This is a genomic window from Parasutterella muris (assembly GCF_943193095.1).
Lineage (GTDB): Bacteria > Pseudomonadota > Gammaproteobacteria > Burkholderiales > Burkholderiaceae_F > Parasutterella > Parasutterella muris.
Map to the genome: position 1 here is coordinate 1 of NZ_CALPCV010000002.1, position 24534 is coordinate 24534.

Here is a 24534-nt window from a genome sequence, read left to right on the forward strand (position 1 = left end):
GGGGGTATAGCTCAGCTGGGAGAGCGCTTGCATGGCATGCAAGAGGTCAGCGGTTCGATCCCGCTTACCTCCACCAAGTTTCAAGCAATTCGGCGCAAGCCGGAAAGCAATTGTCCTCATCGTCTAGAGGCCTAGGACACGACCCTTTCACGGTCGGTACCGGGGTTCGAATCCCCGTGAGGACGCCACCATTTATTTTCAAAGCCGCCGGTTGGGCGGCTTTGCTGTTTCTGCGGTTTGTTTTTTCTTCGTACCTCTGTCAGGCGCGGAATCGTTTTTTTTCTCTCCGGGATTCTCCTTGGTTCGTGATCAGGGTCACGCGCAGAAGTTTCCTACATCCTATTTTCCCGAGTGCGCCAATTTTTGACAATATAAACGGGTTGAACTTCCGTCAAATCTTCGGAATATTGGGCGTACCTTTTAATCGTTATTATTGAACGGTCATAGGATCGGGCAATATGTCAAGAGGATCATTTCTTTTTGTCTTTTTTGTGATCGAGTACATTTAAATTTGGGCTGAGGCGTAAATTGCGCTTCAGACGTCATGTGATTTTCTTATCGACACAAGGAAAAGGTGTATGCAGAGCAGAAAAAGCGAAAAAGGCCGTCAGGCCGCAAAAACACTCTGCGAAGAACTTAAGACACTGATTGAAGATAAATGGCAAAAACATGACGAGGGTTGGCGCAAGGTTCCGGACCTCAATCTTCACGTGATCACAGAAGATACGATCGATAAAAACTGCTTTTACACTCTTTCGGTCGCCATTATTGTTCAGGGGTACAAGGTTATTGATATCGGTTCACTCAGATATTCCTACGGCGGCGACACGATGATTGTTACATCGGTTGAAATTCCGACGTCCTTTAGGATTGAAGGAGCCTGCAAAGAAGAACCGTTTATTTCTGTCTCGCTTAAATTGGATCCTCAGCTGCTTTCTGAATTAATGGAGAAAATGCCCGACAGCCTGCCGACCTGTGATTCGGAGCCCAATGCCTTCTGTGTCGCCAAGCCTTCTGCGGAAATTGTCAATGCGTTCGAAAGACTGATCCGACTATCGGACAACCCGCAGCATATGCAGATGCTTCTGCCATCCGTCCTTCGAGAAATTCATTACTACGCACTGACAGACGGTCAATGCGCCAATCTGAGAGCGCTCTGTATTCAAGACATGCCGAATCAGCGAATCGCAAGGGTCGTGCAGTGGATCAAAGAACACTACAAAGAACCTCTTCGTATTCAAACACTGGCAGAAATGTCCTTTATGGCTCCGTCCACTTTCCATGCGCACTTTAAGGCGGTGACTTCTCAGTCGCCGCTCCAGTACCAGAAAAGACTGAGACTCCATGAGGCCAGACGTCTGATGCTTTATCAGAACTACTCTGCTACTGCCGCAGCCTTTGAAGTCGGTTACCAGAGTGTTCAGCAGTTCTGTCGAGAATATAAGCGGCTTTTTGGCAAATCTCCGGCCAGAGATATTGCTGTTTAGTCAGACGCACCCGAAGCGGAATGAAAGATTTGAATCATTGAAATTAAGAAAGTTTCCGCTTGTTTTTCGTCTGCTGCCACTGCCTAACGAATAAAATAAGAAGGATATGCAAATAACCAACCGATCAAGGAGAAGTCATGACTATTGAATATACCGGCTCGCTTCAGGGAAGCGTCAGAAAACATACCGAAGCGACGCTTCGTGAGACTTTTGTCAATGCTTACGTGGTGCTTCCGGAAGCAGGCGGCGCGCCCAAAGTCGGTCTGCTGAACGAGTTCGCAAATGAAACCGCATCGCACCCGACCGTTGTCTTTATGCACGGAAGCTCCGGCGTCAATGCGCAGATTAAAACGTTTGCTTATTGGCTTGCCGATGCGCTGCGCGTCGCGGTTGTGATTCCCGATTCTATGCAGACAAAAGATCGTCTGATCTATTCTTCTCCTGTTCCGGCCGCTGACTATGAGGATGTTCACGGCATGCGTTTGGCTGAACTCAATTACGCAATGCGCGAACTTAAAAACGTTCCCTGGTGCGACGGACGAGTGATCATTGCAGGAACCAGCGAAGGCGGTGTCACTGCGGCACGCTACAAACCGGAAGAAGGCATGATCGCAGAAAAGGGCCGCATGATCTTCTCCTGGTCCTGCGAAGACAATTATCACGTTGCCTCTCATAACTCATACCTTCCGGATACGCTTCCGGTGCTCAATGTCATGAGTGCAACGGATAAATTCTTCAGTCAGGTCAATAGCTACCTCGATAATCCCAGCGCTTTGGGGCATGCGGGCAAAGTGCTTGCGAGCAATCCGAACGCGCAGATTGTGCTGTTGCCCGGTGCGCCGCACACACTCTTCAATCTGCCCGCTGCAAGAGATGCGGCAGCCGCGTTCCTGACTCGGGTCCTGAGAAGCTAACACTCACTAAAACCTGAATTCTGTGCCTCCTCGGAAGATAAGTCCGGGAGGCATTTCTATTTTTGCGCTGCGGATGACCCTCAAAGTGAGTTGACCTTCGTTAAAACAAAAGCGCAATAAAAAACCGCCTCTTTTGAGGCGGTCTTGGCAGACTAATGTCAAGTGTTTAGAAGAGCACAGAGACAATGATCAGCATGGTGAGGTAGCCGACAACGCAGGGGATTGCCGTTCTCTTGATAATGGCAAACGGACTGACCTTTGCGAAGCCGGACACGATAATGATGACGCCTGCGACCGGAGAGAGAGCGCGGAGCATTTCAGAAGCAGTGTGCATCATCAGCATGATGGCGATACCGTTGGAGTTGAGGTGCTGAGCGACATCCGGGATGACGTGGGCCAAGCTGGTGAAGGCGGCAACACCGGAACCGGTAAGGACTGTCACGACACCGATGATCGCGGAAAGCACAACACCGGTACCTGTAACACCGAGACCGCAGTTCTTAGCGATATCGATGAGGTAAGTAATAAGGCCGACCTGCTGCAGACCTTTAGCAAAGAAGGCGGCAACGAAGATAAGACCGACAGTACTTGTCAGGATACTGCCCATGCCTTTGAACATTGCAAACGAAAGATCGAAGGATTCTTTGGCTTTGCGACGGACAACAAGGTCAACAAGGAAACAGACGAACCAAGAGAGGAACATCGCTGTGGCAACGTTCATCGTAATGGTCTTGTAAACCATCTTGTTGAAGATCAGCAGAAGAACCAGAGGAAGAACCGGCATTGCTGCGTAAATCAGAGGAGTCTTCTCGATTTCTTTTCTCTTGGCTTCAAGCTCAGCGATGTCGGCAACCTCGCCGTGAACATTGTCTTTCTTGTCGAAGTATCTCTGAACAATCACGTGTGTGATTGCCATAACGAGAACGACCGGAGCGGCCATAACAAGCTGATAAGAGACAAGGTATTCAACCGGGTCAAGGTGCACCAATTCGGCAGCCATAACCGCGACACCGGAGGCAGGCGCGTAACCGACGCAGAGGACGCTCGCGACAACCGCGGCTGCGGCAAGAGGAGAACAGCCGACGCTGATGATGAGCGGATAAACCGTCACGATCAAAAGCATGGCAAGACCAGCGGCCGAAGTGATCACGAGACCGAGGCAGTGGCCGACAATGAACACGAGACCCAGGATCAGGTACGGATTCTTAAGAAGTTGAATCGGCTTTGCGCAGACTGTGACGAAGCGGTCGGAAGCGCCGACAGCCTGCATGTATGCAGCGAAACCGCCGGAGACCAGAATGATGAAACCGACGCCGGCAATCTGTGTGCGGCAGATCGCGCGGAATAATTCGAAGAAATCGAAACCGAGTAAACCGGTTGCGGCAGCGTTCTTCGGAAGGAAGTTCGTTGCACCGTTCATAACAGCCAAAACGTTGAGCAGAAGACTGGCAAGGAAAAGAACCATATTAACTTGGAACTTTTTAATAATCGCCCAGCCGGTGAGCACAACAATAACGGCTGACAAAATCAGCGTAAGAGATTGCATAAAGGCTCCTTTGGGATATTTAGGATTATTAAATTGTTAATAATTATATCTGCCCAATAGCCTTTAGAAGTTATTTTTTTCGATTTTTCTGGAAACGAACGAATTAAATCGGCTGCAGCTGAAGGTTTCCGCAAAAAAGTGCTCAATTATTGGGCTGAAACTTTTTTTCGGATTGAGCTGAAGCGGATTTCTCGGCCGCTTCATTAAGCAGTTTCTCTTCTCTTTTGGTAAAGACCGTCGCGAACATTCCGGCAATGCAGACGCATATCATGCCAAGGATGGACAGCAGAGACGGTATATTGCCGAACAGGACGATGCCGATGAGCTCCGAGAAAGGAATAGCGGAGAAACCGAGACAGGCGGCAAGAAGCATATTTCCGCCCATCCATGCCCGGGTAGCTGCAAGCATGCCGCCGGTTGCGAAGAGTCCCATTAAGGCAAGGGGAATACAGTTGTCCAAGGTCGGTTTGTGGAAACCGTCCGTAAAGAGGAGCACCCCGAGCGCGGCGCCAATCATGCTTGTGAAAGCGAAATAAAACACCACGCGCTGAGACGGCTCCTTGACACGGCCTAAAAATCTCAGCTGCCAGTAGCCGAATAAGTCAATCAGCGCAACCGAAAGACATAGCAGGCAGGCGATAAATTCGCTTTCGGAGAAGTTTGGGCGCACAAGAAGAACAATTCCGAGAAAGCCTAGTGCGATAGCGCCGATTGAGCCCCACGGTGCGCTACGTTTCTGGATGCGGCTCAAAATAATAAAGTTAGCCGCTAAAAAGAGCGGCGTGCAGTAGGTCAGCGTGATATTGGTGCCTAAAGGAAGTTTTCCCAGAGTAAAGAACCAGATCGCAACCGAGGCAAAACCGTAGAAATCGCGCTTTAAGTGCAGAAATGGGTACTGAGTTTTAAGCGAGCAGCCTTTCGCTACGCAAAGGCAGAGGATAAAAACAGTCGTGAACGCTGAGCGGTAAAAAACCAGCTCGAGCGAACCGAATGTTCCGTTGCAGAATTTTACGCATGCGGCCATGGCCGAAAAACAGGCCGCCGCAGCAATTGCCCATAAAGACTGTCGCAGCATAAGTATAAAAAAGGCGGGAAATACGATTTCTCCCGTCCTTATAGTTTATCGATTTGCTTTGAGGCAGTCGTCGATTGCGGTAATAACTTCATCGACTTCAGGCCATCTGCCCTTTCTGCCGACAATAATGTTTTTATCGTTCCACGGACTGGTGCGGTCAATGTCGGTTACGCCGACAATAGTGACCTGAGGCGCTCCGACAGCTGCCGCAATGTGACTGACTCCGGAGTCGTTGGCGATAACGATTGCGGCTTTTGAACAAAGTGCTGCGAAGTTGCCAAGTGACGTGGGCTCGTAAATAGTCGCGTCCGGTGCCGCCAGGCGGGAAACTTCCGCCTCGTCGGCAGCCGGGAAGACCACGGGTTCAATACCGCGGTCGCGCAGCGGCTTCACGAGTTCATTGAAATGCTTCCAATATTTTTCCTTGCCTTCGTGACGTCCTTTGGCAATCGGCGCCAAAATCGCGTAGCGCGAAGGAAGATGAATTTTCTGCGCCAGATTGCGCGCGCCGGCTTCATTGCGTTTGGCAAGCTTCATATTGATGCGTTTGGTGAGCTTGGAGTAGGGCGGCTTAATGCCCCAGCTCTTGAGCGCTTCATAGGCGACATACCAAAAGCGTTCGACTTCGTGCATTCTCGGAGGCTCCGGAATCGCATGCTCCAGTAAAAGGCTGCGGCCGTCCGTGGCGAGCCCTGTACAGCTGATGCCGGCCATCTTAAAAAGAAGGGCTGAGCCGAGGGAATTCGGCATCAGGAGTCCTCTCGGACGCTCGACAGTCGCAGCAAGCTCTCGAATGCGCTTAATGTCGTCCAGAAGGTTCCCTTCAATCGGATCAAATCTTCGGTTAGTTCCTTCAAACAGCTGCCCGACAAAGGGTTTGCCGACCAGATAAAGCTGAAATCCGGCCGCTTCCAGCAAATTAAGGGCGGGCATCGTCATGACCGCGTCGCCGATATGATTCGGCAGTCTTACAAAAAGTATTGCCATATAAACTGTTGCAAAGTAAGAAACCAAGATAAGTAGTCTAACGCCAAGACAGACATTAAACTATTCCGAACTGAAACTAGAGAGGTTTTCTTTGAAAGTTAATCCCGTAAATAAAGAACCGCTTTACCGACTTTTTTCGTATCTTCCGCCGTACAAAGGGTACATTTTTCTGGCTCTGATCGCAATGGTTATTGCTGCGGCGACATCGTCACTGATGGCGCTGCTCATGGGCAAACTGACGGATTTGGGCTTTTATCAGAAAAACGGTCTGGTGGCGATCTGGGCGCCGATCGCGTTGATCGGAATCTCGGTGCTCCACGGAGGCGGACAGTTCTGTAGCTCGTATCTGCTTCAGATGGTGTCACAGAAGGTTCTGGTCCAGATTCGAGGTCTCATGTTTGACAACATGATCCGCTGGCCGGAAGAAACCGTGCAGCAGGAGCAGTCCGGAAGAGTGGTTTCAAGATTTGTCAATGAAGCCTCCCAGGCGCTCTCGAGTGCCTCAGAAGTTCTTACTGTTTTGGTGCGAGACTCTTTGCAGGTCATTGCGCTGATGTGTGTGCTTTTGTGGCATAACTGGCAGCTGACCGCGGTGACTTTGGTGGTCGCGCCCTTCTTAGTCGTTATTCTCAGAACCGTCAGTAAAAAACTGAAAAAACTCACCAGCGACAGTCAAGTGACTTTCGGCGCCATGCTCAACGTGCTTGGCGAGACTTATAAATCCGAGCGTCTTATCAAGGTTTATGACGCATATAAGTTCGAGGCCGAACGCTTTGGGCACGTCAATCGTCGTCTGCAGGGCCTGACGATGCGTCAGCAGGTTGTTAAGGGGCTGGGCACCCCACTCACCCAGCTCGTTTCTATGTGCGGAGTCTCCGTCGTGGTTTTCGTTGCCCTGGTTCAGGCGCAGCACGGAACGCTTTCTCTGTCTGAATTCGTAACTTATATTTCAGCGATGCTGCTGATGATGCCCGCGATCCGTAAACTCGCGAATCTCAACGGAACGATCGCGAGAATGGCAGCGGCCGCGGAAAGTCTTTTCCAAATGATCGATGTCCCTCTGGAAAAAGATCCGGGCACAAAAATACTTGGAAGAGCTAAGGGCAAAGTCGAATTTAGAAATGTCTGCTACAAATATCCTCAGGCGCTTGAGCCTTCTCTCAAAGATTTCAGCCTGAAGGTTGAAGCAGGCTCAATGGTGGCATTGGTCGGCGCATCCGGCGCGGGTAAAAGCACCATCATTAATATGATTCCCCGCTTCATGATTCCTGCCTCGGGAGAAATCCTCATGGACGATATCCCGCAGAATGAGCTGACGCTTGCAAGTATTCGCGAACAGATTGCGATTGTCACGCAGGAAGTCATGCTTTTTGACGACACAATCGCTGCCAATATCGCATTCGGTGCGGGCAGAGAGGTCTCGGAAGAGGAAATTATGAAGGCTGCTGAAGCGGCTTATCTGCTTCCCTTGATTCAAAGTCTTCCCGAAGGCATCAATACCCGCATCGGCGAGTCCGGCGCGAAGCTCTCGGGCGGACAGCGTCAGCGCGTTTCTATCGCGCGGGCTCTGCTTAAGAACGCGCCGATTCTTCTTCTTGATGAGGCAACGAGCGCGCTCGACACCGAAAGTGAGAAATATATTCAAGCCTCTCTCGATAAGCTGAGAAGCGGCAGAACCAGCTTTGTTGTTGCGCATCGTCTCTCAACTATTGTGGATGCCGACTGCATTGTTGTTCTCGATCAGGGCGCGATTGTGGAAACCGGTACTCATTTTGAACTACTGCAGAAGGACGGACCTTATGCGCATCTGTATAAGATTCAGTTCAGCAAGCAGGTCGATAAGCATCATTCAGAGGGGAAATAACCCATTCGTGAGAGCGTAAAATGAGTATGCGTTCTCATGATACGAAATTTTAATTTCTCTTACTGAAAAAATTATTCTATAAAGCCAAGAAATTCCTAAAAATTATGATTAAATAAACTCTGTTTTAAAAGAAAAACACCGTTAATCATCTTTTTCTGGGATTTTTTATGGAAACACCGACACAGATGGGAACGTTTTCGAAATTATCGAAAACTGTCGCGCTTTTCCTTGCGCCATTGCTCGCTCTTTTGCTCTATCTGGTACTGCCGGATTCTTATGTGAACGGTTCAGGCCAAACAGTCGCCATTACACATGCGGCTAAAGCCTGTCTTGCTATTCTGTTATGGATGGCGCTCTGGTGGTTTACAGAGACCGTTCCGATTGCCGTTACTGCACTGCTTCCGATTGTGCTGTATCCCTTATGCGACGTAAATACGCTCGCTAAAACACTCGTTCCGTATGCTTCCGACACAATCTACCTGTTCTTAGGCGGCTTCCTGCTTGCAGCCGGCATCCAGCGCTGGGGGCTCGATAAGCGTATCGCGCTCAAGACGCTGCAGATTGTCGGCACATCGCCCGGCGCAATTATTGCCGGCATGATGGTCGCTACGGGTTTCATTTCCATGTGGGTGTCCAACACGGCGACCGCCGCCATGATGGTGCCGATCGCAATGGCGGTCATGTCTGTTGTTCGTCAAAGCTCGTCCTCTCCCACAATTACTAAAGGAGAAAGAAATTTCGGCATCTGTGTGTTGCTGGCTGTAGCGTACGGCGCCTCGATCGGCGGTATGGGCACCATTATCGGTTCGCCTCCGAACGGTATCTTTGTCCGTTTCGTGCAGCAAACCTACGGCATTGATATATCGATTTTCGACTGGATGAAGGTCGGTATGCCGGTTGTCCTGATCCTGATGCCTTTAAGCTGGCTTCTTTTAACCAAGGTGCTTTTCCGTGAACAGATCAAGAAAATTGAAGGCGGAAAGGAATGGATTAAAGAAGAACTGATTTCTCTGGGCAAACTTTCCAAAGGTGAAACTGTTGTTCTGATTGTCTTTGTTGTGACTGTGATTCTCTGGTGCTTCGGCGCTCAGATCCGCTCGTTCACGATTGACGGCGTTCGTCCCTTCAAGCAGGTTAGCGACGCGATTATTGCGATGGCTGCCGGTATCTCGCTCTTCTGTATCCCGGTGGACTTCAAAAGAGGCGAGCGCGCTCTGGACTGGAAGCACTGCGACAGTATTCCCTGGGATGTGCTTCTGCTCTTTGGCGGCGGCCTTACGATGGCTGCGACCATTCAGGCAACCGGTTCGGCTCAGCTAATTGCCGCTCAGGCCGCTTCCTTTACCGGCCTTCCTCCTGTGGCAGTTGTTATCGGTGTGGCTGCGCTGGTTATTTTTGCGACGGAATTCACTTCCAATACAGCGCTTGCTGCGACCATGCTTCCGCTTCTAGCCGCGGCGGCTCCCGTACTTGGCATTCCTGTTGAGCAGGTTCTGCTAGTGACGACACTTGGCGCCTCTGCCGCTTTCATGATGCCGGTTGCGACACCTCCGAACGCGATTATCTTCGGAACAGGTCACATTCAGATTGGCGATATGATCAAAGCCGGCTTCTGGCTGAACGTTATTTCTATATTCGTGATTGCCGGAGTCTGTATGGTGCTTGGAGGAGTTCTGAGCCTGACTAATTGAGTTCTGTCATTGAAAAACGGAAACAGCTGTGTTCTTCCCTAGAAGACACGGCTGTTTTTTGCTTATAGGAATAGGCAAAACTTGGAGAAAATCTCATAACGGACACGCCTTGGCTAATTCTATGATGACAACTGTTGAATTACAGGTTCCCGCTGAAAGTCTTAAATTACTTAAAACGGGTTTGTTATTACTAAGTATGAGTACGAAGCATGAAAAAACTACTTTGTGCGGTTCTAATGGCAAGTGCAGTTATGACAACTAATGTAAGTGCGGCCGTAGCGGATGCGAATCCTTACGGTCTGGTTTATGCAAACGCAATCACAAAGAATGTCGCTGGGGCAGTGAATATTCACCCGGTCTCTTATACGGTTGACGGTATTCGTGTAGAAGCGAATGTCTATACACCGCCTAGCTATGAACCAGGTAAATCTTATCCTGCTGTTGTGGTTGCTCATCCAAACGGCGGAGTGAAAGAACAGGTGGCAGGCCTATTTGCTGAGAGGCTCGCTTCTATGGGTTATATTACAATCGCCGCCGATGCTCGCTATCAGGGAGCAAGTGGAGGGGAACTTCGTCACACCGATAAGCCGGCTAACCGAATCGAAGATATTAACGGAATGGTCGATTACATTAGAACATATCCGGGAGTGAATGCGGCTGAAATTGGAGCGTTGGGTATTTGCGGTGGCGGCTATACTCTGGCTGCTGCTCAGAAAGATCCTCGAATCAAGGCTGTTGCGACGATTAGTATGTTTAATTCCGGTCGAGTTCGTAGAAACGGCTTTCAGGATTCTCAGCTTGACTCGGTTCAGCAGCGTCTTGCTCAGGCGGCAGAAGCCAGAACATTGGAAAAAGTCGGCGATATTCGTTACTCCGGTCAAATGGACCTTACCGATGAACAGGCAAAGAAACTCCCGTTTGCGCTTTATCGGGACGGCTTCTTTTATTATTTCAGAACACATGCCCATCCGAATTCCACATTCCTTTATACAACCAGCAGCCTAATGGATCTGATGAACTGGGATGTGGACGATCACATGGCAATGATTCATCAGCCGCTTCTCATGATTGCGGGTGATGTCTCCGATACTCGCTATATGACAGATGACGCATTCAAGAAGGCAACCGGGACAAAGGAAAAAGAGGTTTATTTGATCCCTGGCGCTCAGCATATTGAAACGTACTATGTTCCGAAATATGTTGATCAGGAAGCCGGAAAACTGAAAGAGTTTTTTGGCAAATATTTAAAAAAATAAAATAACAATTTGAAATAAAAGATCAAGAGGCCGTTTTACGGCCTCTTTTTTTATTGTTTCTTGAGGAGAAAGCTGAAGCTGACAAAACGAAGGCCTCGTCTCAATGGAAACAAAGCCTTCGTGATAGGACCTGAATTCCCGCTCCTAGATTACAAAAATCGGGGCGGGGATTTTTATTTTCAACTTCTGCATAAGTTCCTTGTAACGCTTTGGGATCTCGTGCCAGAGATATGTGACTTGGCCCTCAGGAGCGAACTTATAGACGGTTAATGCATTAAGTTCACTTATCAGGCGTGGAGCTTGCTCAGGGTCAATGTTGGCGTCCTGCATCCGCTTATGCAGCATCAGTCTTAAACTCAGAGCTAAATACGTGACAAAGACCTTTCCATCTAAAGCTCTCTGCAAACACCTCAATCTTCTGCCGCCGCATCTATCTTTGTAGTTATTAAACGCTTTTTCGACGGTGTCCTTTTGACGGTAAATGTTTAGAGCTTCATCCGGTAAGGAAATTCTGTCAGAACCAAGAAAGAAGAAACCACAACTCTGGCAGAACTGAGCCCAAGCCGGAACATTAAAATCATATTTGACCTTGCCGTCGTCATCTTTTCCGCGTTTGAAGAATTGCCTGAAATACGGAGAGTTAGGCACTTTCCCATTTTTCAGACGCAACTTAAAACTTTCGACTAATTGAGTCATATTCATGACATAGTCAGCTTCTCTTTCTTTGCTGTAATAGACATGGATAAACAACTTGTCCTGTTCGGCGCCATATTTTCTTGTGTTGGAATACCATTGAATTTCGCGCGTTGCACAAAAGCAGTTAACACTGTTTTTAAATGCTGCCGGCAAGCATAGTCTGAGTGATCCGGCCACCTCCTTAAAAGTTTGCTCAACAATTTTTAGCTCTGAACGAAGTCCACAGACAAAGCCTACGTGATTGCGGAACATAATTTGCAGATTATGTTCAGAGCAGAACCCTCTATCCAACACCAGGTTGACATCTTCCGCATCAAGTTTAGCCAGCTGGATAAACAGGTTCTTCAATAAAACAACATCAGCAATAGAACCGTCCAGCACCTTGTAGTAAAGCGGCTCGGCTGTCTTCTCATCGATCAGCAGCGCCAGCTTTAGCATGGCCATGTCAGGGTCTTCTTTGTTATGCCCATAGGTAACCTTATGAATTGTTTGTGAGAAAGAAGACACTGAAGTGGTATCAAATGCCCAGTAACTGTTCTTGTCCAATGCTTTATTGGAGGCAAGACGCAGCTTCAGATATTGCTCGACAGAGGGTTGATAATCGATGGATTCAAATATTTCGGAGATTCTTTGAGAGGGTATAGCGGCAGTCGGATAGAGAGAGTTTTGCGCTATTACATCGTAGTTGGAGACAGTGGCGTCAGGATGGATAACTAAGAATATCGCTAAGGATAGTAACTCTTTCCAATGCTCAGGAAAGACGACCTTTAAGGCTTTAGTTATTCCCGATTGCTTGGCAATTTGCTCTAATACATAGCTGGCTCCGGCATTGAGTGCTTCCGACCGGTTCAAAACAATTTGTGCCACCGGAAGACTGACTTCTGCAATACCAACCGGACAGAGTTTGTTATCGGTAAAAGTTAGTTCAACATCCTTGTATTGAGGATTGTCTCGAAGAAATTTCCTTCCCAATTCCACCTTGCCGTCAATCAGGCGCCCAAGGGTAATTCGGTGTTTGCTATAAGAACGCTGTTTGATCGGATCCCAAGCATTCTGAAATTGGTACAGATAGTCCTTGCCCTTGATATTTACCTTGATGACATGCTCAATGGTCTTCGCAAGCATATGAATCCCTCCAGGTAGATTATATAATTATAATCTATTAAATCAGTTAAAAATAATGCCCAATGCCCGGTTTACGGGCAATTTGGGCACTGTGTGTAACTACTAGTAATATTTATGATCTAGTTTTTGGGAATTCAGGATAGGAAGCAGTCGGTTAATTAATGAGGAATCACAACCATATTGCGGTTGATATCTTTCACTGTCTGGGCTCCGGTCAGAACCATTGCGACGGCCAGTTCGTCTCTCAGCCGGTTGGCAAAGAGAGCGACACCATCGTCAAGACCGCCGTGTGCGGCGCGGACAAAGTGTCTTCCTGCCAGTGTGCAGTTGGCGCCTAAGCCGAGATATTTCTCGATGTCAGTGCCGCGAGCGAGTGTGCCGTCAACCATAATGAAGCATCTGCCGTTGACCTTATCGGCGATCTGAGGAAGAACCGCGGCTGTTCCCGGGGTGTCTGCAAGTGTGCGGCCGCCATGGTTGGATACGACGATGCCGGCAGCGCCTGCATTGACACAGAGTTCAGCTTCATCGGGCGTCATAATGCCTTTGAAGATGAGCGGAAGTTTGGACGCTTTGACGAGTTCTTTCAGCTGTTCAGGTGTCTTGGGCTCGACTGTCTGGCCCTTAGTCGCTCTTGCGGCTCTTCCCGCGCTGTCGAGGTCAACCGTCAGCGCAATAATGCCGGCCTGTTCAGCCAAACGCATTCTTTCCATAATGTCCTTCTGCAGTCTCGGCTTCAAGCCGACGATGGCTTTGTAGCCGTTTTTTTTCAGTGTTTGAAGACGCTTTTCATAGACGTCAAGCGGGTCACCGATACCGTCAGCGACAGCGCCGAGTGTGCCGGCTTTATTGCAGCCGCCGCAGATGGCGTTAACAAACTCGGCTTCTGTCAGTTTGCCGCCCATGTTATAAGTGGTACCGCCTGTCGGCGCAGCAATGACCGGCATAGAGATCTTGGTGCCGAAGAAATCAATGCTGGTGTCCGGGACGTGTACGTCGTGTACCACTCGAGAGTTGAGCTGAACGGCTGCGAGAGAGTCGTAGTTGGCCTGGAAACCGCGGCTTGCGCCCATGCCGCCGAATCCGGGAACCTGACCGATACAGGGGCCTCGGCCGTTGCACTCCGGACAGACGTAGCAGCGCGGCATCATCATCTGACGAGCACGGTTGCGGACTTCTTCATAGGTCATCTTGCCGGTGAGCGGACGGATCTTCTGTGCCTCTGCGCTTTCGGCAGCCTGAGCGGCGGAAATGCCGGTGAGGGAGGTGCCGGCAAGTGCGGCCGCGGATCCCAGAAGGTTTCTTCTGGAAAATTGAATTGTTTTATGTTCCATATCATCTCTCCTTGGTGTGAGCAATGCAATTATTTCATTAATTTTAAATATGAACAGTAGTTCATAATAAGACAAAACTTAATATTTACACTAGGTTGATTCGCTGGAATTGGGTATGTGATTTATAGGAGTCTTGATTTTTCTGAATCAGTACTGGAATAAAATAGGCACTTGTATTCATATCTCGGGAAAAATGGAACGCTAAATGAAGAAACTGAACGTGCATCTGGAGTTTTCATTCGGCGCTGAACCCGACAGCGGGCGTCTGCCTTTGAGGAACAGTCTGATCGATATGCTTGACGCGGTAAAAAGTTCCGGTTCTCTTTCCGGTGCGGCCAAACTGCTGAAGTTTTCGTATCGTCATCTTTGGAACGAACTCAATCGCTGGGAAAAAGAACTCGGAGCCGAACTCTTAGTAAGAGGAAGAGGAAAAAACGGAGAGCTCACCGAATATGCGGAGAGACTTCTTTGGGCGAACAAGGAAATTCAGGCAAGATATTTGGAACAAATCCTGGATCTGAAGGCCGGCATCTCCCAGACGTTTTCCCGGGCGCTGAAGGATAGCTGGGATCCGATCCGAATTGACGGATGCGCAGATATAGCTCTCGATAAACTGAGACGAATTCCGCATCCCAACACCTTTGAGCTGGAGGTCTCCTTTAGCTCGAGTCAGGCCGGTCTCAAATTGCTAGCGGAAGGTAAATGCGATCTCGCAGGTTTTAATTTTCCGAAGGCTTCTGCAAGAGGGGGCTCGGCAGCTAAATTGTTCCTGCCTCTTCTGGATGAAGAAAAAAACAGACTGATTTTCTTTGCTTCGCGCCTTCAGGGAATTGCCACCGCGGCGGGCAACCCGCTCAAGATCTATTCGGTACTTGATCTTCAGCTCAAGCACGCGCGCTTTATGAATCGAGCGGTCGGTACCGGAACTCGGCTGATTTTTGACGAGCAGCTTACTGCCTGCGGTGTGAAGCCGGAGGAAATCGACGGTTATGACAATATTTCCGCATCTGCGCCTCTGACCGCGGTGAATATTGCTTCAGGCAAGGTGGATGCGGGCATTTGTACCGAAAAAATAGCGGAGCAGCATGGCCTGGATTTTATTCCGCTTGTTAAAGAAAGCTATTTTTTAGCCGCTCGGCTCTCATTTCTCCAATCAAAGAAAGGAGAGGCATTTGTGGAGTATTTAAAGACAATCAGTTGGGACGATCTTCCCGGGTATGACTTTTCTTCATGCGGAGAGATCATGCGCGTAAGCGATGTGTTTTCATCGACCTGAAGCACGAGAACAGAACGGATTCAAAAATCGAAACAGAGGAGTCTTTTATGTAGCAGTACCTGAATCCTCAGGACATCATCGATGAGATTAAACAATACGAAAAGCGTTTAATCGACTTTAGAAGACGGGTCCATAGAGAACCCGAAGTCGGATTTGATACGTCTTTAACGCTTGCGAAGATCGCGGAATTTCTCAAAGAAAACGGAATCGAGGGTTTGGATACGGCGTCATCTTCCGGCAGCGGTTTTCTTTTGATCCGAGGCAGCAAGCCCGGTAAAACAATCGCCCTTCGGGCCGATATCGACGCGCTCAATATTACCGAGCAGAGCGGCTGTCTGTGGGCATCAGAAAATGGGAAGGCGCATTCCTGCGGACATGACGGTCATCAAACGTGGCTGCTCGCGGCGATTCTTTACCTCAGCAGACACAGAGACTTTGCAGGCAATATCCTCTGTATCTTCCAGGCAGCTGAAGAAAGCGTGAACGGCGCGGGCAGTGTCGTGCAGTCCGGAGTATTCAAAAAATACGATGTCAAAGAAATATACGGCGCGCACAACGAACCGCTTCTGGATTTAGGCATGATCGGATTTAGGGCCGGACCGACAATGGCGGCCTGTGATCGTTTTGAAATCGATGTGAAAGGTGTAGGCACCCATGGCGCTCGCCCCAACCTCGGCAAAGATCCGCTTCCGGCAGCAGCCGAAATCTTTATCGCGCTTCAGACTTTGGTCTCAAGGACACTCGATCCGTTTAAATCCGCAGTTGTCTCCGTCTGCTCCTTTACAGCCGGGAACCCGAACACATACAACATTATTCCGGAAACGGTTCATCTGCTCGGAACAACACGCACTTTCGAAGAGTCGGTTAGAGATCTGATCGAACACGAAATCAAAACCCGCTCAGTAGGCATCGCCAAGGCGTTTGGACTCGAGGCTGAGGCGCGTTACATCAGACTGGTAGGTGCGGTCGACAATGACGCCGAACTGACGGATTTTGCTGAACGCGCGGCCGCCCGCATGTTTGGAAGTGAGCGCACACTGCGCTTAACGGAGCCCTATATGATCAGCGAAGACTTCAGCGCATATCAAAAGGTAGTTCCGGGCTGTTTCTTCTTTATCGGTGTCAGAGACAAGGAGCATCAGGCGGCGCTGCACAGCCCGCACTATGACTTCAATGATCGAATCATTACGGAAGCAGGAGCGCTCTTTGCTTATCTGGCCTTGTCGAGCTTAGCCGATCGACAGTAAATTTCATTAAATATGTCATGGAAGGCCGTGCGACAAATAAAGACTATGGGTATTCATGTGAAACCTTTAATCTGTTGTTCATTTTCTTAAAAGAATACGTCTTCTGATTGCCTCCTTAACTGCGGTTTTCCACTCTGGAGCGGTAAATTGCGATTTGTTTCTTAAACAGTCTTCTAAAAATAAGCGCAGTTGTCCTGCCTTATCTTGAACATTGTTTTGAAATAGCCATACAAACCAATCTCTAAACTCAGAAAGACAAACAGGAACAATCTGTAATTCAGTTAAGTCATCATTATCGTAGTACCACAGGCCATGTCTAAAGGTCTCCGCAGTATTTGTGTGGATTTTTCTTGCAATAAAAAGTCCAAAGGTTGGTTTCTTACTAAGTTTACAGGCATCCGCGACATGTCTTCTTACCGGTTCTCCCTCCATAGCCTCCTGTCTGCTGTTTTCTGATAAGGTTACCTCTACTACAAGTTGATAATCTTCAAACATAGCAACTAGGTCAGGCGTACCTCCAGGAGCTGTAAAAATAGGATAATAATTCGCATCGACATTAAATTTTCTAACTTCATCCGGCGAATTTTTTAGACTGTCTATGGCAAGTAAAGAACGCCAAATAACCCATTCAAAATATGCTGGTTTCATATCGGTGGGTATTGAAAGCTGTTCATCGTCCTCTGATTTTCTTTTAACTTTTTTCCCTAAATTCAATATATCCATATACCGAGAAATCTCTTGCCATTGCCCAGCTTGCTGGCTGGCAAATTTTCTTTCCCTATGTTCGAAACATTTTAAGTAGAGACTGTTATATTCTTCTTTAATTTGAGCTGCGTCAGCGATTTGTAAATCAAAGGAGGCATCGTATTCCACACCTTCGGCTTTTGCCTGCTTTAATTGAGAAAGATAAACTTCTCTGGCTTCAAGCGCGTCATCGAAAAACATTGGGAAACCAACACATTGATCTTTTTTATTTTCCCAATCATCATCTTTAAAGAAGATCTTTTCTTTCTTATTTTCCCAATCATCATCTTTAAAGAAGATCTTTTCTTTCTTAAATTCTTTAAAAATGCTGGCTTTCAGAGGATTTGGTGCAATCCCATGTGAATAATTTACGAAAAGACCTGTTGTTTTGAGGTATCTCAAATTCATATCCGCATAATCGCTTAGAGTACGAATTGTCTCTGCACTGATACTGTCTCCGCGGAACTCGTCCACAATCCTATTCTCAGCAGCGGAATTGTTTCTACTCTCTATTAGTTTTTGGACTACAAAATCAACCTTGTACTTATCAGGGGAAGAGGTTTGAACGATATTTTTAAACTCACTGAAAGTAAGGTGTGTCTCAGCCTCCCTTTCTTCTAGCCCATTTAAGATTGATATTACCCAGAATAGAGGAGAGAATGTTTGTTTGCCATCCGGGCAGTTAAAGACTGGAGCACTCAAAGCTCGTGTGAATAACTCCTCGACTTCAATGGATAGAGAAGCCTTAGCTAGTTTAATCCCTTGTGGTGATAGGCTTCGAAAGTTTCCTATTGAGGACTTATCTTTTGGAGGCCTCGGAAAGATAAATCCGAGTTTCTCAAATGCAGACCGCCATTTTCTCCCCGCGCTGTAAGTTTCATCGGAATGATCACTTGCATTTAAGAGCCCGTGTCTAATTAATTCGTCACGGAAACACTTATCCCACTCTGCACCTGCCTTGACATTTGCGAGACCGCTTTCTTTCAAAGCAATAAGGCCGTCTTTGATCCTGTAGGGATTTCTAATCGTTGTATTTCCGATTTGCCATGCAATTGTCTTTTTTGTCACTTTCACTCCCTAGCATTTTCATAAAGTGCCTAATAGGTCTATTAGATGTTATAGTTATAAAAAAGGAATCCCGTATGAAGTACAAAGAATTTCGTGAAAATATAGCTGTATCAGGCTTCACTTTTAAAAGTCTTGCAGAACTGCTCAATATGAATCCCGCTTCCATTTGCAACTATAGTTCAAAAGGCACGGTTCCCGAAACAATGGCAGTTCTTTCAATCCTTTTAAAAGAAGCTCGTCTTTCCGACCCCTTAATCCTTGAGAGATTAGTTCAATATAAACCAACTTGCATGAAGGTAAAACCCGGTGAGATAAAAAAGACAGAGACGTCTACGCCTGATTCTGCCGACACCGGAATTAAACCAATTCTGAAATGGGCGGGCGGAAAAACTCAGTTACTTCCTTTCCTTATTAAACATGTACCCTCAGATTTCGGTACTTATATAGAACCTTTTATTGGAGGGGGGGCGCTATTCTTTCATCTTTCACCTAAGAAAGCGATTATTTCTGATTCAAATGTTGAACTCATTAATCTTTACAGGGTAATCGCAAAAAGTCCAATTCAACTGATAAAAATGCTCAGCAATTTTAAAAATGAGAGGGATTTTTACTATGAGGTTAGATCTCAAAAAGTTGAAAATTTAGATCCTATTGAAGCCGCTGCTAGAACTATTTATCTAAACAAAACCTGCTTCAATGGCCTTTACAGAGTTAACCGACAAGGTCAATTTAATACACCTTACGGTTCGTACAAACGTACTTCTTTCATTGATGAAACTAATCTAATCCACGCTTCAAATTTGCTAAAAAGGGCAACAATCCTTGAGGGTGATTTCCAAGAAGTAGTTCAAGAATTCGCTAGGCCGAAAGATTTTGTTTTTTTTGATCCTCCTTATTTGCCTGTATCGAAGTTTGCTGATTTTAATCGATATACCAAGGAAACTTTTACTCTGGAAGATCAACAACGCCTTGCAACTTTAGCTGAAAGACTTAGTGAGAATGGAGTTCATGTACTTTTAACTAACTCTACAGCTCCCCTTGTATTTGACTTATACAAAGAGTTTGGTAAAGAAGTTGTTCAGACCAAGAGATACATATCCAAGACAAGTGAAACAAGGAAAGGGGAGGATTCTATTATTTTCCCAATCAATGAAAAAAAATGTTCCATTGAAAAAATAACAAATCGGTCCCTTTTGCCATGGGAGGAGCAGATAGCATTATTTCCTTCGTCAAGATATATGGGCTCTAAAAGTAAGCTTGTTCCTAATCTGGCTTCAATATTTCAAGAGCTTAGCTTTAATTCCGCGATAGATCTTTTTTGCGGAAGCTCTTCGGTTGGATATCTGCTCAAAAGTCTTGGGAAGAAGGTTTTATCGAATGACTACATGGTTATGAATCAGTTGCAGGCAAAGGCCATAGTAGAAAATTCAAATATTCTTTTACCTGATGAAAAGGCTTTACAACTTCTCGTACCACCTATATTGTCAGATAATTTTATATCTGAGAATTTTAAGGGCTTATATTTTTCAGATGAAGATAATAAACAGATAGATATTTTGCGAACCAATATTGCAATGCTCAAAAACGAATTTGAATATGCAATTGCAAAAAGTTCTTTAATTAGAGCGGCTTTAAAGAAAAGGCCGAGAGGGATATTTACTTTTACTGGATTCAGGTACGATGACGGAAGATTAGATTTACGCAAATCAATCTTTGAACATTTTCTTGAAGGCGTCAAAATATTCAACCAAGCCGTTTTTGATAACGGTTGCGAAAATAGGGCATTTTGTGAGGATGCTATGCATTTCAGCAAGGATGCAGATCTCGTGTATATGGATCCTCCTTACTGTTCTAGATTCTCGGATAATGAATACGTGCGGCGATACCATTTTTTAGAAGGCCTAGCTAGAGACTGGAACGGTGTCGAGATTCAGCAACATACAAAAACCAAAAAATTTCGCTCGTATCCAACTCCATTTTCAAACAAAGTCTCAGTCTATACGGCCTTTGAGTCCCTTATTGCAAAACATAAAGAGAAAATTATAATTTTATCCTATTCTTCAAATAGTCTTCCAACAAAAGAAGAGATAAAGGAAATGTTTGAGAAACAAGAGAAGGACGTTTCAATATTTGAAATTGATCATAAATACTCTTGCGGAAATCAAGGTCATAAAACAGGGGACAATAAAAACAACGCGAAAGAATTTGTATTCGTAGCCCGCTAGTCTGATTTTTCTCTATGTATCGTTTTCTGAAATCGGCTGACTACTTGATGATGTTAAACCAAATTAAAGTTTAACTGAGTGAACCCCGTAAACTGAACACAGCTTAAAACTTATGATTTTTCTGAGTCCTAAAGAATAAAATACGCACTTATATTCATAAGTCGGCTGAAGACGCAGCGCTAAATGGTGCTTCTTGAATTCCCATTCTGCGAAACGTCGGATCTCGGCCCGCTTCCGCTGACCGCCGCTATTTTTCAAACGTGTCTGTAGAGGGTTGGAATCTGCGGTCATTGTCTGCGACAAGGCGTCAAAACGCGAATAGAAACGATTCAGAAATCGAAATAGAGGAGTTTTTTATGCAGCAGTACCTGAACCCTCAGGACATCATCGATGAGATTAAACAATACGAAAAGCGTTTAATCGACTTTAGAAGACGGGTCCATAGAGAACCCGAAGTCGGATTTGATACGTCTTTAACGCTTGCGAAGATCGCGGAATTTCTCAAAGAAAACGGAATCGAGGGTTTGGATACGGCGTCATCTTCCGGCAGCGGTTTTCTTTTGATCCGAGGCAGCAAGCCCGGTAAAACAATCGCCCTTCGGGCCGATATCGACGCGCTCAATATTACCGAGCAGAGCGGCTGTCTGTGGGCATCAGAAAATGGGAAGGCGCATTCCTGCGGACATGACGGTCATCAAACGTGGCTGCTCGCGGCGATTCTTTACCTCAGCAGACACAGAGACTTTGCAGGCAATATCCTCTGTATCTTCCAGGCAGCTGAAGAAAGCGTGAACGGCGCGGGCAGTGTCGTGCAGTCCGGAGTATTCAAAAAATACGATGTCAAAGAAATATACGGCGCGCACAACGAACCGCTTCTGGATTTAGGCATGATCGGATTTAGGGCCGGACCGACAATGGCGGCCTGTGATCGTTTTGAAATCGATGTGAAAGGTGTAGGCACCCATGGCGCTCGCCCCAACCTCGGCAAAGATCCGCTTCCGGCAGCAGCCGAAATCTTTATCGCGCTTCAGACTTTGGTCTCAAGGACACTCGATCCGTTTAAATCCGCAGTTGTCTCCGTCTGCTCCTTTACAGCCGGGAACCCGAACACATACAACATTATTCCGGAAACGGTTCATCTGCTCGGAACAACACGCACTTTCGAAGAGTCGGTTAGAGATCTGATCGAACACGAAATCAAAACCCGCTCAGTAGGCATCGCCAAGGCGTTTGGACTCGAGGCTGAGGCGCGTTACATCAGACTGGTAGGTGCGGTCGACAATGACGCCGAACTGACGGATTTTGCTGAACGCGCGGCCGCCCGCATGTTTGGAAGTGAGCGCACACTGCGCTTAACGGAGCCCTATATGATCAGCGAAGACTTCAGCGCATATCAAAAGGTAGTTCCGGGCTGTTTCTTCTTTATCGGTGTCAGAGACAAGGAGCATCAGGCGGCGCTGCACAGCCCGCACTATGACTTCAATGATCGAATCATTACGGAAGCAGGAGCGCTCTTTGCTTATCTGGCCTTGTCGAGCTTAGCCGATCGACAGTAAATTTCTTGGATCCAAAATAAAAATGACAACTCAGCCACAGACAGGTTCTTCTGTACTTAAAGCGATTTTCTCAAGAACCTTTGTCGCGATCGCGCTCATCAACTTTTTGGGGATGACGGGCTATTATGCGATCTTTGTCGTCAACACGCAATTTGCGGTTTCTGCTTTTAATTGTTCCCTTGCGTATGCCGGTCTTCTCACCGGCATTGTGGTGATCGGATGCCTGGTCGGGCGCTTTTTTTCCGGAAGGATTGTGAATTCGGTCGGCTATAAGCAGCTTCTGTTCGCGGGCTTAGCGCTGTATTTCGTATCCAATCTCGCTTACCTGGCGGTATCTTCGACTTGGATGCTTCTCATCGTCCGATTTTTGAGCGGAGCGGTAATCGGTATTATCGGTACAGTAGCGGGTACCTTGGTTGCGGTGATTACGCCTAAGGCGTTTCAGGGCCGCGGTATTTCGTACTACTCGATGAGTACGGCGCTCGCCATCTGCTCCGGCCCCTTTATCGGGATCGCGTTCGTCGGCAAAATCGGATACACGGGAATTTTCTGGGTGTCCATCGCGCTTTCGGCGGTCAGTCTCGCTCTTTGGCTCTTGGTTCGGGTCAATGAGAAACCCAAGGCTCAGACAAAGAAGAAAATCGAACTCTCGGACTTCATCGATGTTCGTTTGATCCCGTTCTGTCTGGTGTGCGCGATATTCTGTCTGGCTTGGGGCAATATTCAGGCATTTATGGCACCTTACTCGCACGTCTTCCATGTGGAAGCCGCCGCCTCGTTTTTCTTTCTGGTGTATGCCGCGGCGATTCTGCTGACGCGCCCGATGACCGGCAAAATGTATGACCTTCACGGTCCTGCGATCGTGTTTTATCCCGCGATCATCAGCCTTATCCTCGGACTTGTGATCCTTTGGGCGCTCCCGAGCTCGATCGGAGTGTTAGTCGCCGGCGCGCTGTGCGGTCTGGATTTTGGCAATATCACTTCAATCGGAAACGCCTCGGCGGTCGCAATGGTGCCGCGAGAGCGTTACGCGCAGGCGACCAGCAGCTTCTTCATTTTCTTTGACTTAGGAATCGGAGCCGCTCCGTACCTTTCCGGTTATCTTGTTCCGACGTTTGGTTATGACGGTGTGTTCGGCATTACCGCAGCGGCCTGCGCCGTCGGTCTGCCGCTTTACTATCTGGTGACGCGCGGCGCAAAGAAACCTTCCAAAGGAGAAGAGCTCGAATTTAACAAGGAGCTTGAAGACATAACGGTCACTGAGGAGCAGAGCGGAGATATTCCTGTTTCTCAGAAACCTAAGTCTTAGAGCAGGCCTGCGATTTTCGGGGTCGCCCAAACCCAGAAGGGCGCTGCGGCCGCGAAGGCTAATGTGCTGAGCGCGAGCGAAGAAGCGCCGTCCTTGACATAAATGTTGTATCGGCTGCTAATGATGATGCCGGAGAATGCGGGCGGCATGCAGCAGGCCATGACCAGCATGGATAGACTTTCGGTTTCCATACCCCAGAGCGCTCCTGCGATGCAAATGGCGAGCGGAGAAAGAAAGAGTCTGAAGACCGTGTTCCAGATAATCTCAGCGCTGATGCCGAACGGCACAGTGGCAAGCGCAAGGCCCGCCGCAAAAACCGCGACGCCCGAGTTGGCTTTCGCGATGAGTTCAAATGAGGGATAAAACGCTTCGGGAAGTTTTAGACCGCATAAGACCAGTACGACGGCAAGCACCGGAGACCAAACAACCGGCTGCTTGACCGCGTTGATAATGGCTCCAAGGCTTCCGCCGCCGGTTTCGCTTTTAGGAAGTCCGAGATTCAGCAGATAGAAGCCGATCGGGATCGTAACGGCGTTGACGACAATGGCGACGATTGCGATGACGAGCCCTGTCGCTGTAGTGGCGCCGTAAATCGGATCAAGAACGGCAAATCCTAAGAACCCGATGGAGGGAGAACCTGCGATTAATGCGCAGACAGCGGCCTCTGAGATAGTGTGGCGCCAGACTTTCCAGCAAATAAAGAACGCGACAAGAAAAAGAACAGTGACGCCAAGCACCGAGATAACCGTGAGCTTGAGGTCATCAAAAATCATGTCTCTGCTTGCTCGTGTAATCGACGCGAAGAGCGCTGCAGGAAGCGCGAAGTTCAGGACGACTTTATTGAGCCCCTGAGTCTGATCCGGAGTGAATGAGTGACATTTGGCGCCGGCATACCCAAGCGCCATCACCACAAAAATAGGAATGACATCATTAAAAAGAATGTTGTAGATCATTGCTGCTCCGAGATAACTTTAGACTTCTTGTGCGGCAGAGCCGAATGCTTTTATTGTCATTCTCCGGAGAAAAATATAAAAAATGCCCGTCGAATTGGGCATATTTAACAGCAGCGTTTTAGAAGCCGACATAAAAAGACCCGAACCAAAATATCTCTGGCTCGGGTCTTTTGAAACGGAA

General features: G+C 47.6%; 17 protein-coding genes and 2 tRNA genes. 12 read left to right on the forward strand and 7 right to left on the reverse strand.

Features of this window, described 5'->3' with window-relative positions; translation table 11 throughout:
* The 4 genes from NFR90_RS00995 to NFR90_RS01010 all read left to right on the forward strand — a co-directional run bounded on the left by NFR90_RS00995 (position 1) and on the right by NFR90_RS01010 (position 2401).
* A tRNA-Ala gene (locus tag NFR90_RS00995) sits at positions 1-76 on the forward strand.
* Between the two features lie 36 nt (positions 77-112).
* A tRNA-Glu gene (locus tag NFR90_RS01000) sits at positions 113-188 on the forward strand.
* A gap of 390 nt (positions 189-578) precedes the next feature.
* Positions 579-1487, forward strand: coding sequence for an AraC family transcriptional regulator (locus NFR90_RS01005; protein WP_251449896.1), 909 nt, complete (start codon positions 579-581; stop codon positions 1485-1487).
* Between the two features lie 137 nt (positions 1488-1624).
* Positions 1625-2401 carry a dienelactone hydrolase family protein gene (locus NFR90_RS01010; RefSeq protein WP_251449898.1) on the forward strand — a complete coding sequence of 259 codons (777 nt, stop codon included), beginning with the start codon at positions 1625-1627 and terminating at the stop codon, positions 2399-2401.
* Between the two features lie 166 nt (positions 2402-2567).
* On the opposite strand, the gene dcuC is transcribed toward NFR90_RS01010, so the two are convergent.
* The 3 genes from dcuC to NFR90_RS01025 all read right to left on the reverse strand — a co-directional run bounded on the left by dcuC (position 2568) and on the right by NFR90_RS01025 (position 6009).
* Complete coding sequence (gene dcuC / locus NFR90_RS01015) at positions 2568-3947, reverse strand: C4-dicarboxylate transporter DcuC (RefSeq protein ID WP_251449900.1); 1380 nt, start codon at positions 3945-3947, stop codon at positions 2568-2570.
* Between the two features lie 142 nt (positions 3948-4089).
* A complete protein-coding gene (locus NFR90_RS01020) occupies positions 4090-5022 on the reverse strand; it encodes a DMT family transporter (RefSeq protein WP_251449902.1) in 933 nt (310 codons plus the stop codon).
* 45 nt (positions 5023-5067) lie between these two features.
* Positions 5068-6009, reverse strand: coding sequence for a glycosyltransferase family 9 protein (locus tag NFR90_RS01025; protein WP_160335640.1), 942 nt, complete (start codon positions 6007-6009; stop codon positions 5068-5070).
* 91 nt (positions 6010-6100) lie between these two features.
* Here NFR90_RS01025 and msbA point away from each other — a divergent pair, with 91 nt between their 5' ends.
* From msbA to NFR90_RS01040, 3 genes are all read left to right on the forward strand, one after another.
* On the forward strand, positions 6101-7873 hold the full coding sequence (msbA, locus tag NFR90_RS01030; RefSeq protein WP_160335641.1) for a lipid A export permease/ATP-binding protein MsbA: 1773 nt from the start codon (positions 6101-6103) through the stop codon (positions 7871-7873).
* Positions 7874-8040: 167 nt separating this feature from the next.
* Positions 8041-9564 carry an SLC13 family permease gene (locus NFR90_RS01035; RefSeq protein ID WP_202074592.1) on the forward strand — a complete coding sequence of 508 codons (1524 nt, stop codon included), beginning with the start codon at positions 8041-8043 and terminating at the stop codon, positions 9562-9564.
* A gap of 209 nt (positions 9565-9773) precedes the next feature.
* Complete coding sequence (locus NFR90_RS01040) at positions 9774-10820, forward strand: alpha/beta hydrolase (RefSeq protein ID WP_160335642.1); 1047 nt, start codon at positions 9774-9776, stop codon at positions 10818-10820.
* A gap of 144 nt (positions 10821-10964) precedes the next feature.
* Here the strand turns inward: NFR90_RS01040 and NFR90_RS01045 are convergent, their stop codons facing one another.
* Positions 10965-12641, reverse strand: coding sequence for an IS1634 family transposase (locus tag NFR90_RS01045; RefSeq protein ID WP_251449904.1), 1677 nt, complete (start codon positions 12639-12641; stop codon positions 10965-10967).
* A 158-nt stretch (positions 12642-12799) separates the two neighbouring features.
* Positions 12800-13975 (reverse strand): alpha-hydroxy-acid oxidizing protein, encoded by a 1176-nt coding sequence (locus tag NFR90_RS01050; RefSeq protein ID WP_251449906.1) that lies wholly within the window; start codon positions 13973-13975, stop codon positions 12800-12802.
* Between the two features lie 205 nt (positions 13976-14180).
* On the opposite strand from NFR90_RS01050, the gene NFR90_RS01055 reads away from it, so the two are divergent.
* Both NFR90_RS01055 and NFR90_RS01060 read left to right on the forward strand, forming a co-directional pair.
* Positions 14181-15251 (forward strand): substrate-binding domain-containing protein, encoded by a 1071-nt coding sequence (locus NFR90_RS01055; protein ID WP_160336388.1) that lies wholly within the window; start codon positions 14181-14183, stop codon positions 15249-15251.
* A gap of 86 nt (positions 15252-15337) precedes the next feature.
* Positions 15338-16498, forward strand: coding sequence for a M20 metallopeptidase family protein (locus tag NFR90_RS01060; RefSeq protein WP_371873837.1), 1161 nt, complete (start codon positions 15338-15340; stop codon positions 16496-16498).
* Positions 16499-16576: 78 nt separating this feature from the next.
* Here the strand turns inward: NFR90_RS01060 and NFR90_RS01065 are convergent, their stop codons facing one another.
* Entirely contained in the window at positions 16577-18310 is a 1734-nt protein-coding gene (locus NFR90_RS01065) for an AlwI family type II restriction endonuclease (protein ID WP_251449908.1), read from the reverse strand.
* Positions 18311-18384: 74 nt separating this feature from the next.
* Here NFR90_RS01065 and NFR90_RS01070 point away from each other — a divergent pair, with 74 nt between their 5' ends.
* From NFR90_RS01070 to NFR90_RS01080, 3 genes are all read left to right on the forward strand, one after another.
* Positions 18385-20535, forward strand: a complete 2151-nt coding sequence (locus NFR90_RS01070) for a Dam family site-specific DNA-(adenine-N6)-methyltransferase (protein ID WP_251449910.1) — start codon at positions 18385-18387, stop codon at positions 20533-20535.
* Between the two features lie 356 nt (positions 20536-20891).
* Positions 20892-22091, forward strand: a complete 1200-nt coding sequence (locus tag NFR90_RS01075; protein ID WP_251449912.1) for a M20 metallopeptidase family protein — start codon at positions 20892-20894, stop codon at positions 22089-22091.
* Positions 22092-22113: 22 nt separating this feature from the next.
* Entirely contained in the window at positions 22114-23400 is a 1287-nt protein-coding gene (locus tag NFR90_RS01080; RefSeq protein ID WP_251449914.1) for an MFS transporter, read from the forward strand.
* Here NFR90_RS01080 and NFR90_RS01085 read toward each other — a convergent pair.
* A complete protein-coding gene (locus NFR90_RS01085; RefSeq protein ID WP_251449916.1) occupies positions 23397-24353 on the reverse strand; it encodes an AEC family transporter in 957 nt (318 codons plus the stop codon). The two genes, NFR90_RS01080 and NFR90_RS01085, sit on opposite strands and share 4 nt — an antisense overlap.
* Between the last annotated feature and the right edge of the window lie 181 nt (positions 24354-24534).

Bases quoted from the DNA above. Each gene is read 5' to 3' on its own strand.
- NFR90_RS01075 (WP_251449912.1), top strand. From the start codon at position 20,892: ATGCAGCAGTACCTGAACCCTCAGGACATCATCGATGAGATTAAACAA.
- NFR90_RS01050 (WP_251449906.1), bottom strand. From the start codon at position 13,975: ATGGAACATAAAACAATTCAATTTTCCAGAAGAAACCTTCTGGGATCC.
- NFR90_RS01070 (WP_251449910.1), top strand. From the start codon at position 18,385: ATGAAGTACAAAGAATTTCGTGAAAATATAGCTGTATCAGGCTTCACT.
- NFR90_RS01055 (WP_160336388.1), top strand. From the start codon at position 14,181: ATGAAGAAACTGAACGTGCATCTGGAGTTTTCATTCGGCGCTGAACCC.
- NFR90_RS01085 (WP_251449916.1), bottom strand. From the start codon at position 24,353: ATGATCTACAACATTCTTTTTAATGATGTCATTCCTATTTTTGTGGTG.
- NFR90_RS01035 (WP_202074592.1), top strand. From the start codon at position 8,041: ATGGAAACACCGACACAGATGGGAACGTTTTCGAAATTATCGAAAACT.
- NFR90_RS01045 (WP_251449904.1), bottom strand. From the start codon at position 12,641: ATGCTTGCGAAGACCATTGAGCATGTCATCAAGGTAAATATCAAGGGC.
- NFR90_RS01025 (WP_160335640.1), bottom strand. From the start codon at position 6,009: ATGGCAATACTTTTTGTAAGACTGCCGAATCATATCGGCGACGCGGTC.
- NFR90_RS01020 (WP_251449902.1), bottom strand. From the start codon at position 5,022: ATGCTGCGACAGTCTTTATGGGCAATTGCTGCGGCGGCCTGTTTTTCG.
- NFR90_RS01040 (WP_160335642.1), top strand. From the start codon at position 9,774: ATGAAAAAACTACTTTGTGCGGTTCTAATGGCAAGTGCAGTTATGACA.
- dcuC (WP_251449900.1), bottom strand. From the start codon at position 3,947: ATGCAATCTCTTACGCTGATTTTGTCAGCCGTTATTGTTGTGCTCACC.
- NFR90_RS01080 (WP_251449914.1), top strand. From the start codon at position 22,114: ATGACAACTCAGCCACAGACAGGTTCTTCTGTACTTAAAGCGATTTTC.
- NFR90_RS01005 (WP_251449896.1), top strand. From the start codon at position 579: ATGCAGAGCAGAAAAAGCGAAAAAGGCCGTCAGGCCGCAAAAACACTC.
- NFR90_RS01010 (WP_251449898.1), top strand. From the start codon at position 1,625: ATGACTATTGAATATACCGGCTCGCTTCAGGGAAGCGTCAGAAAACAT.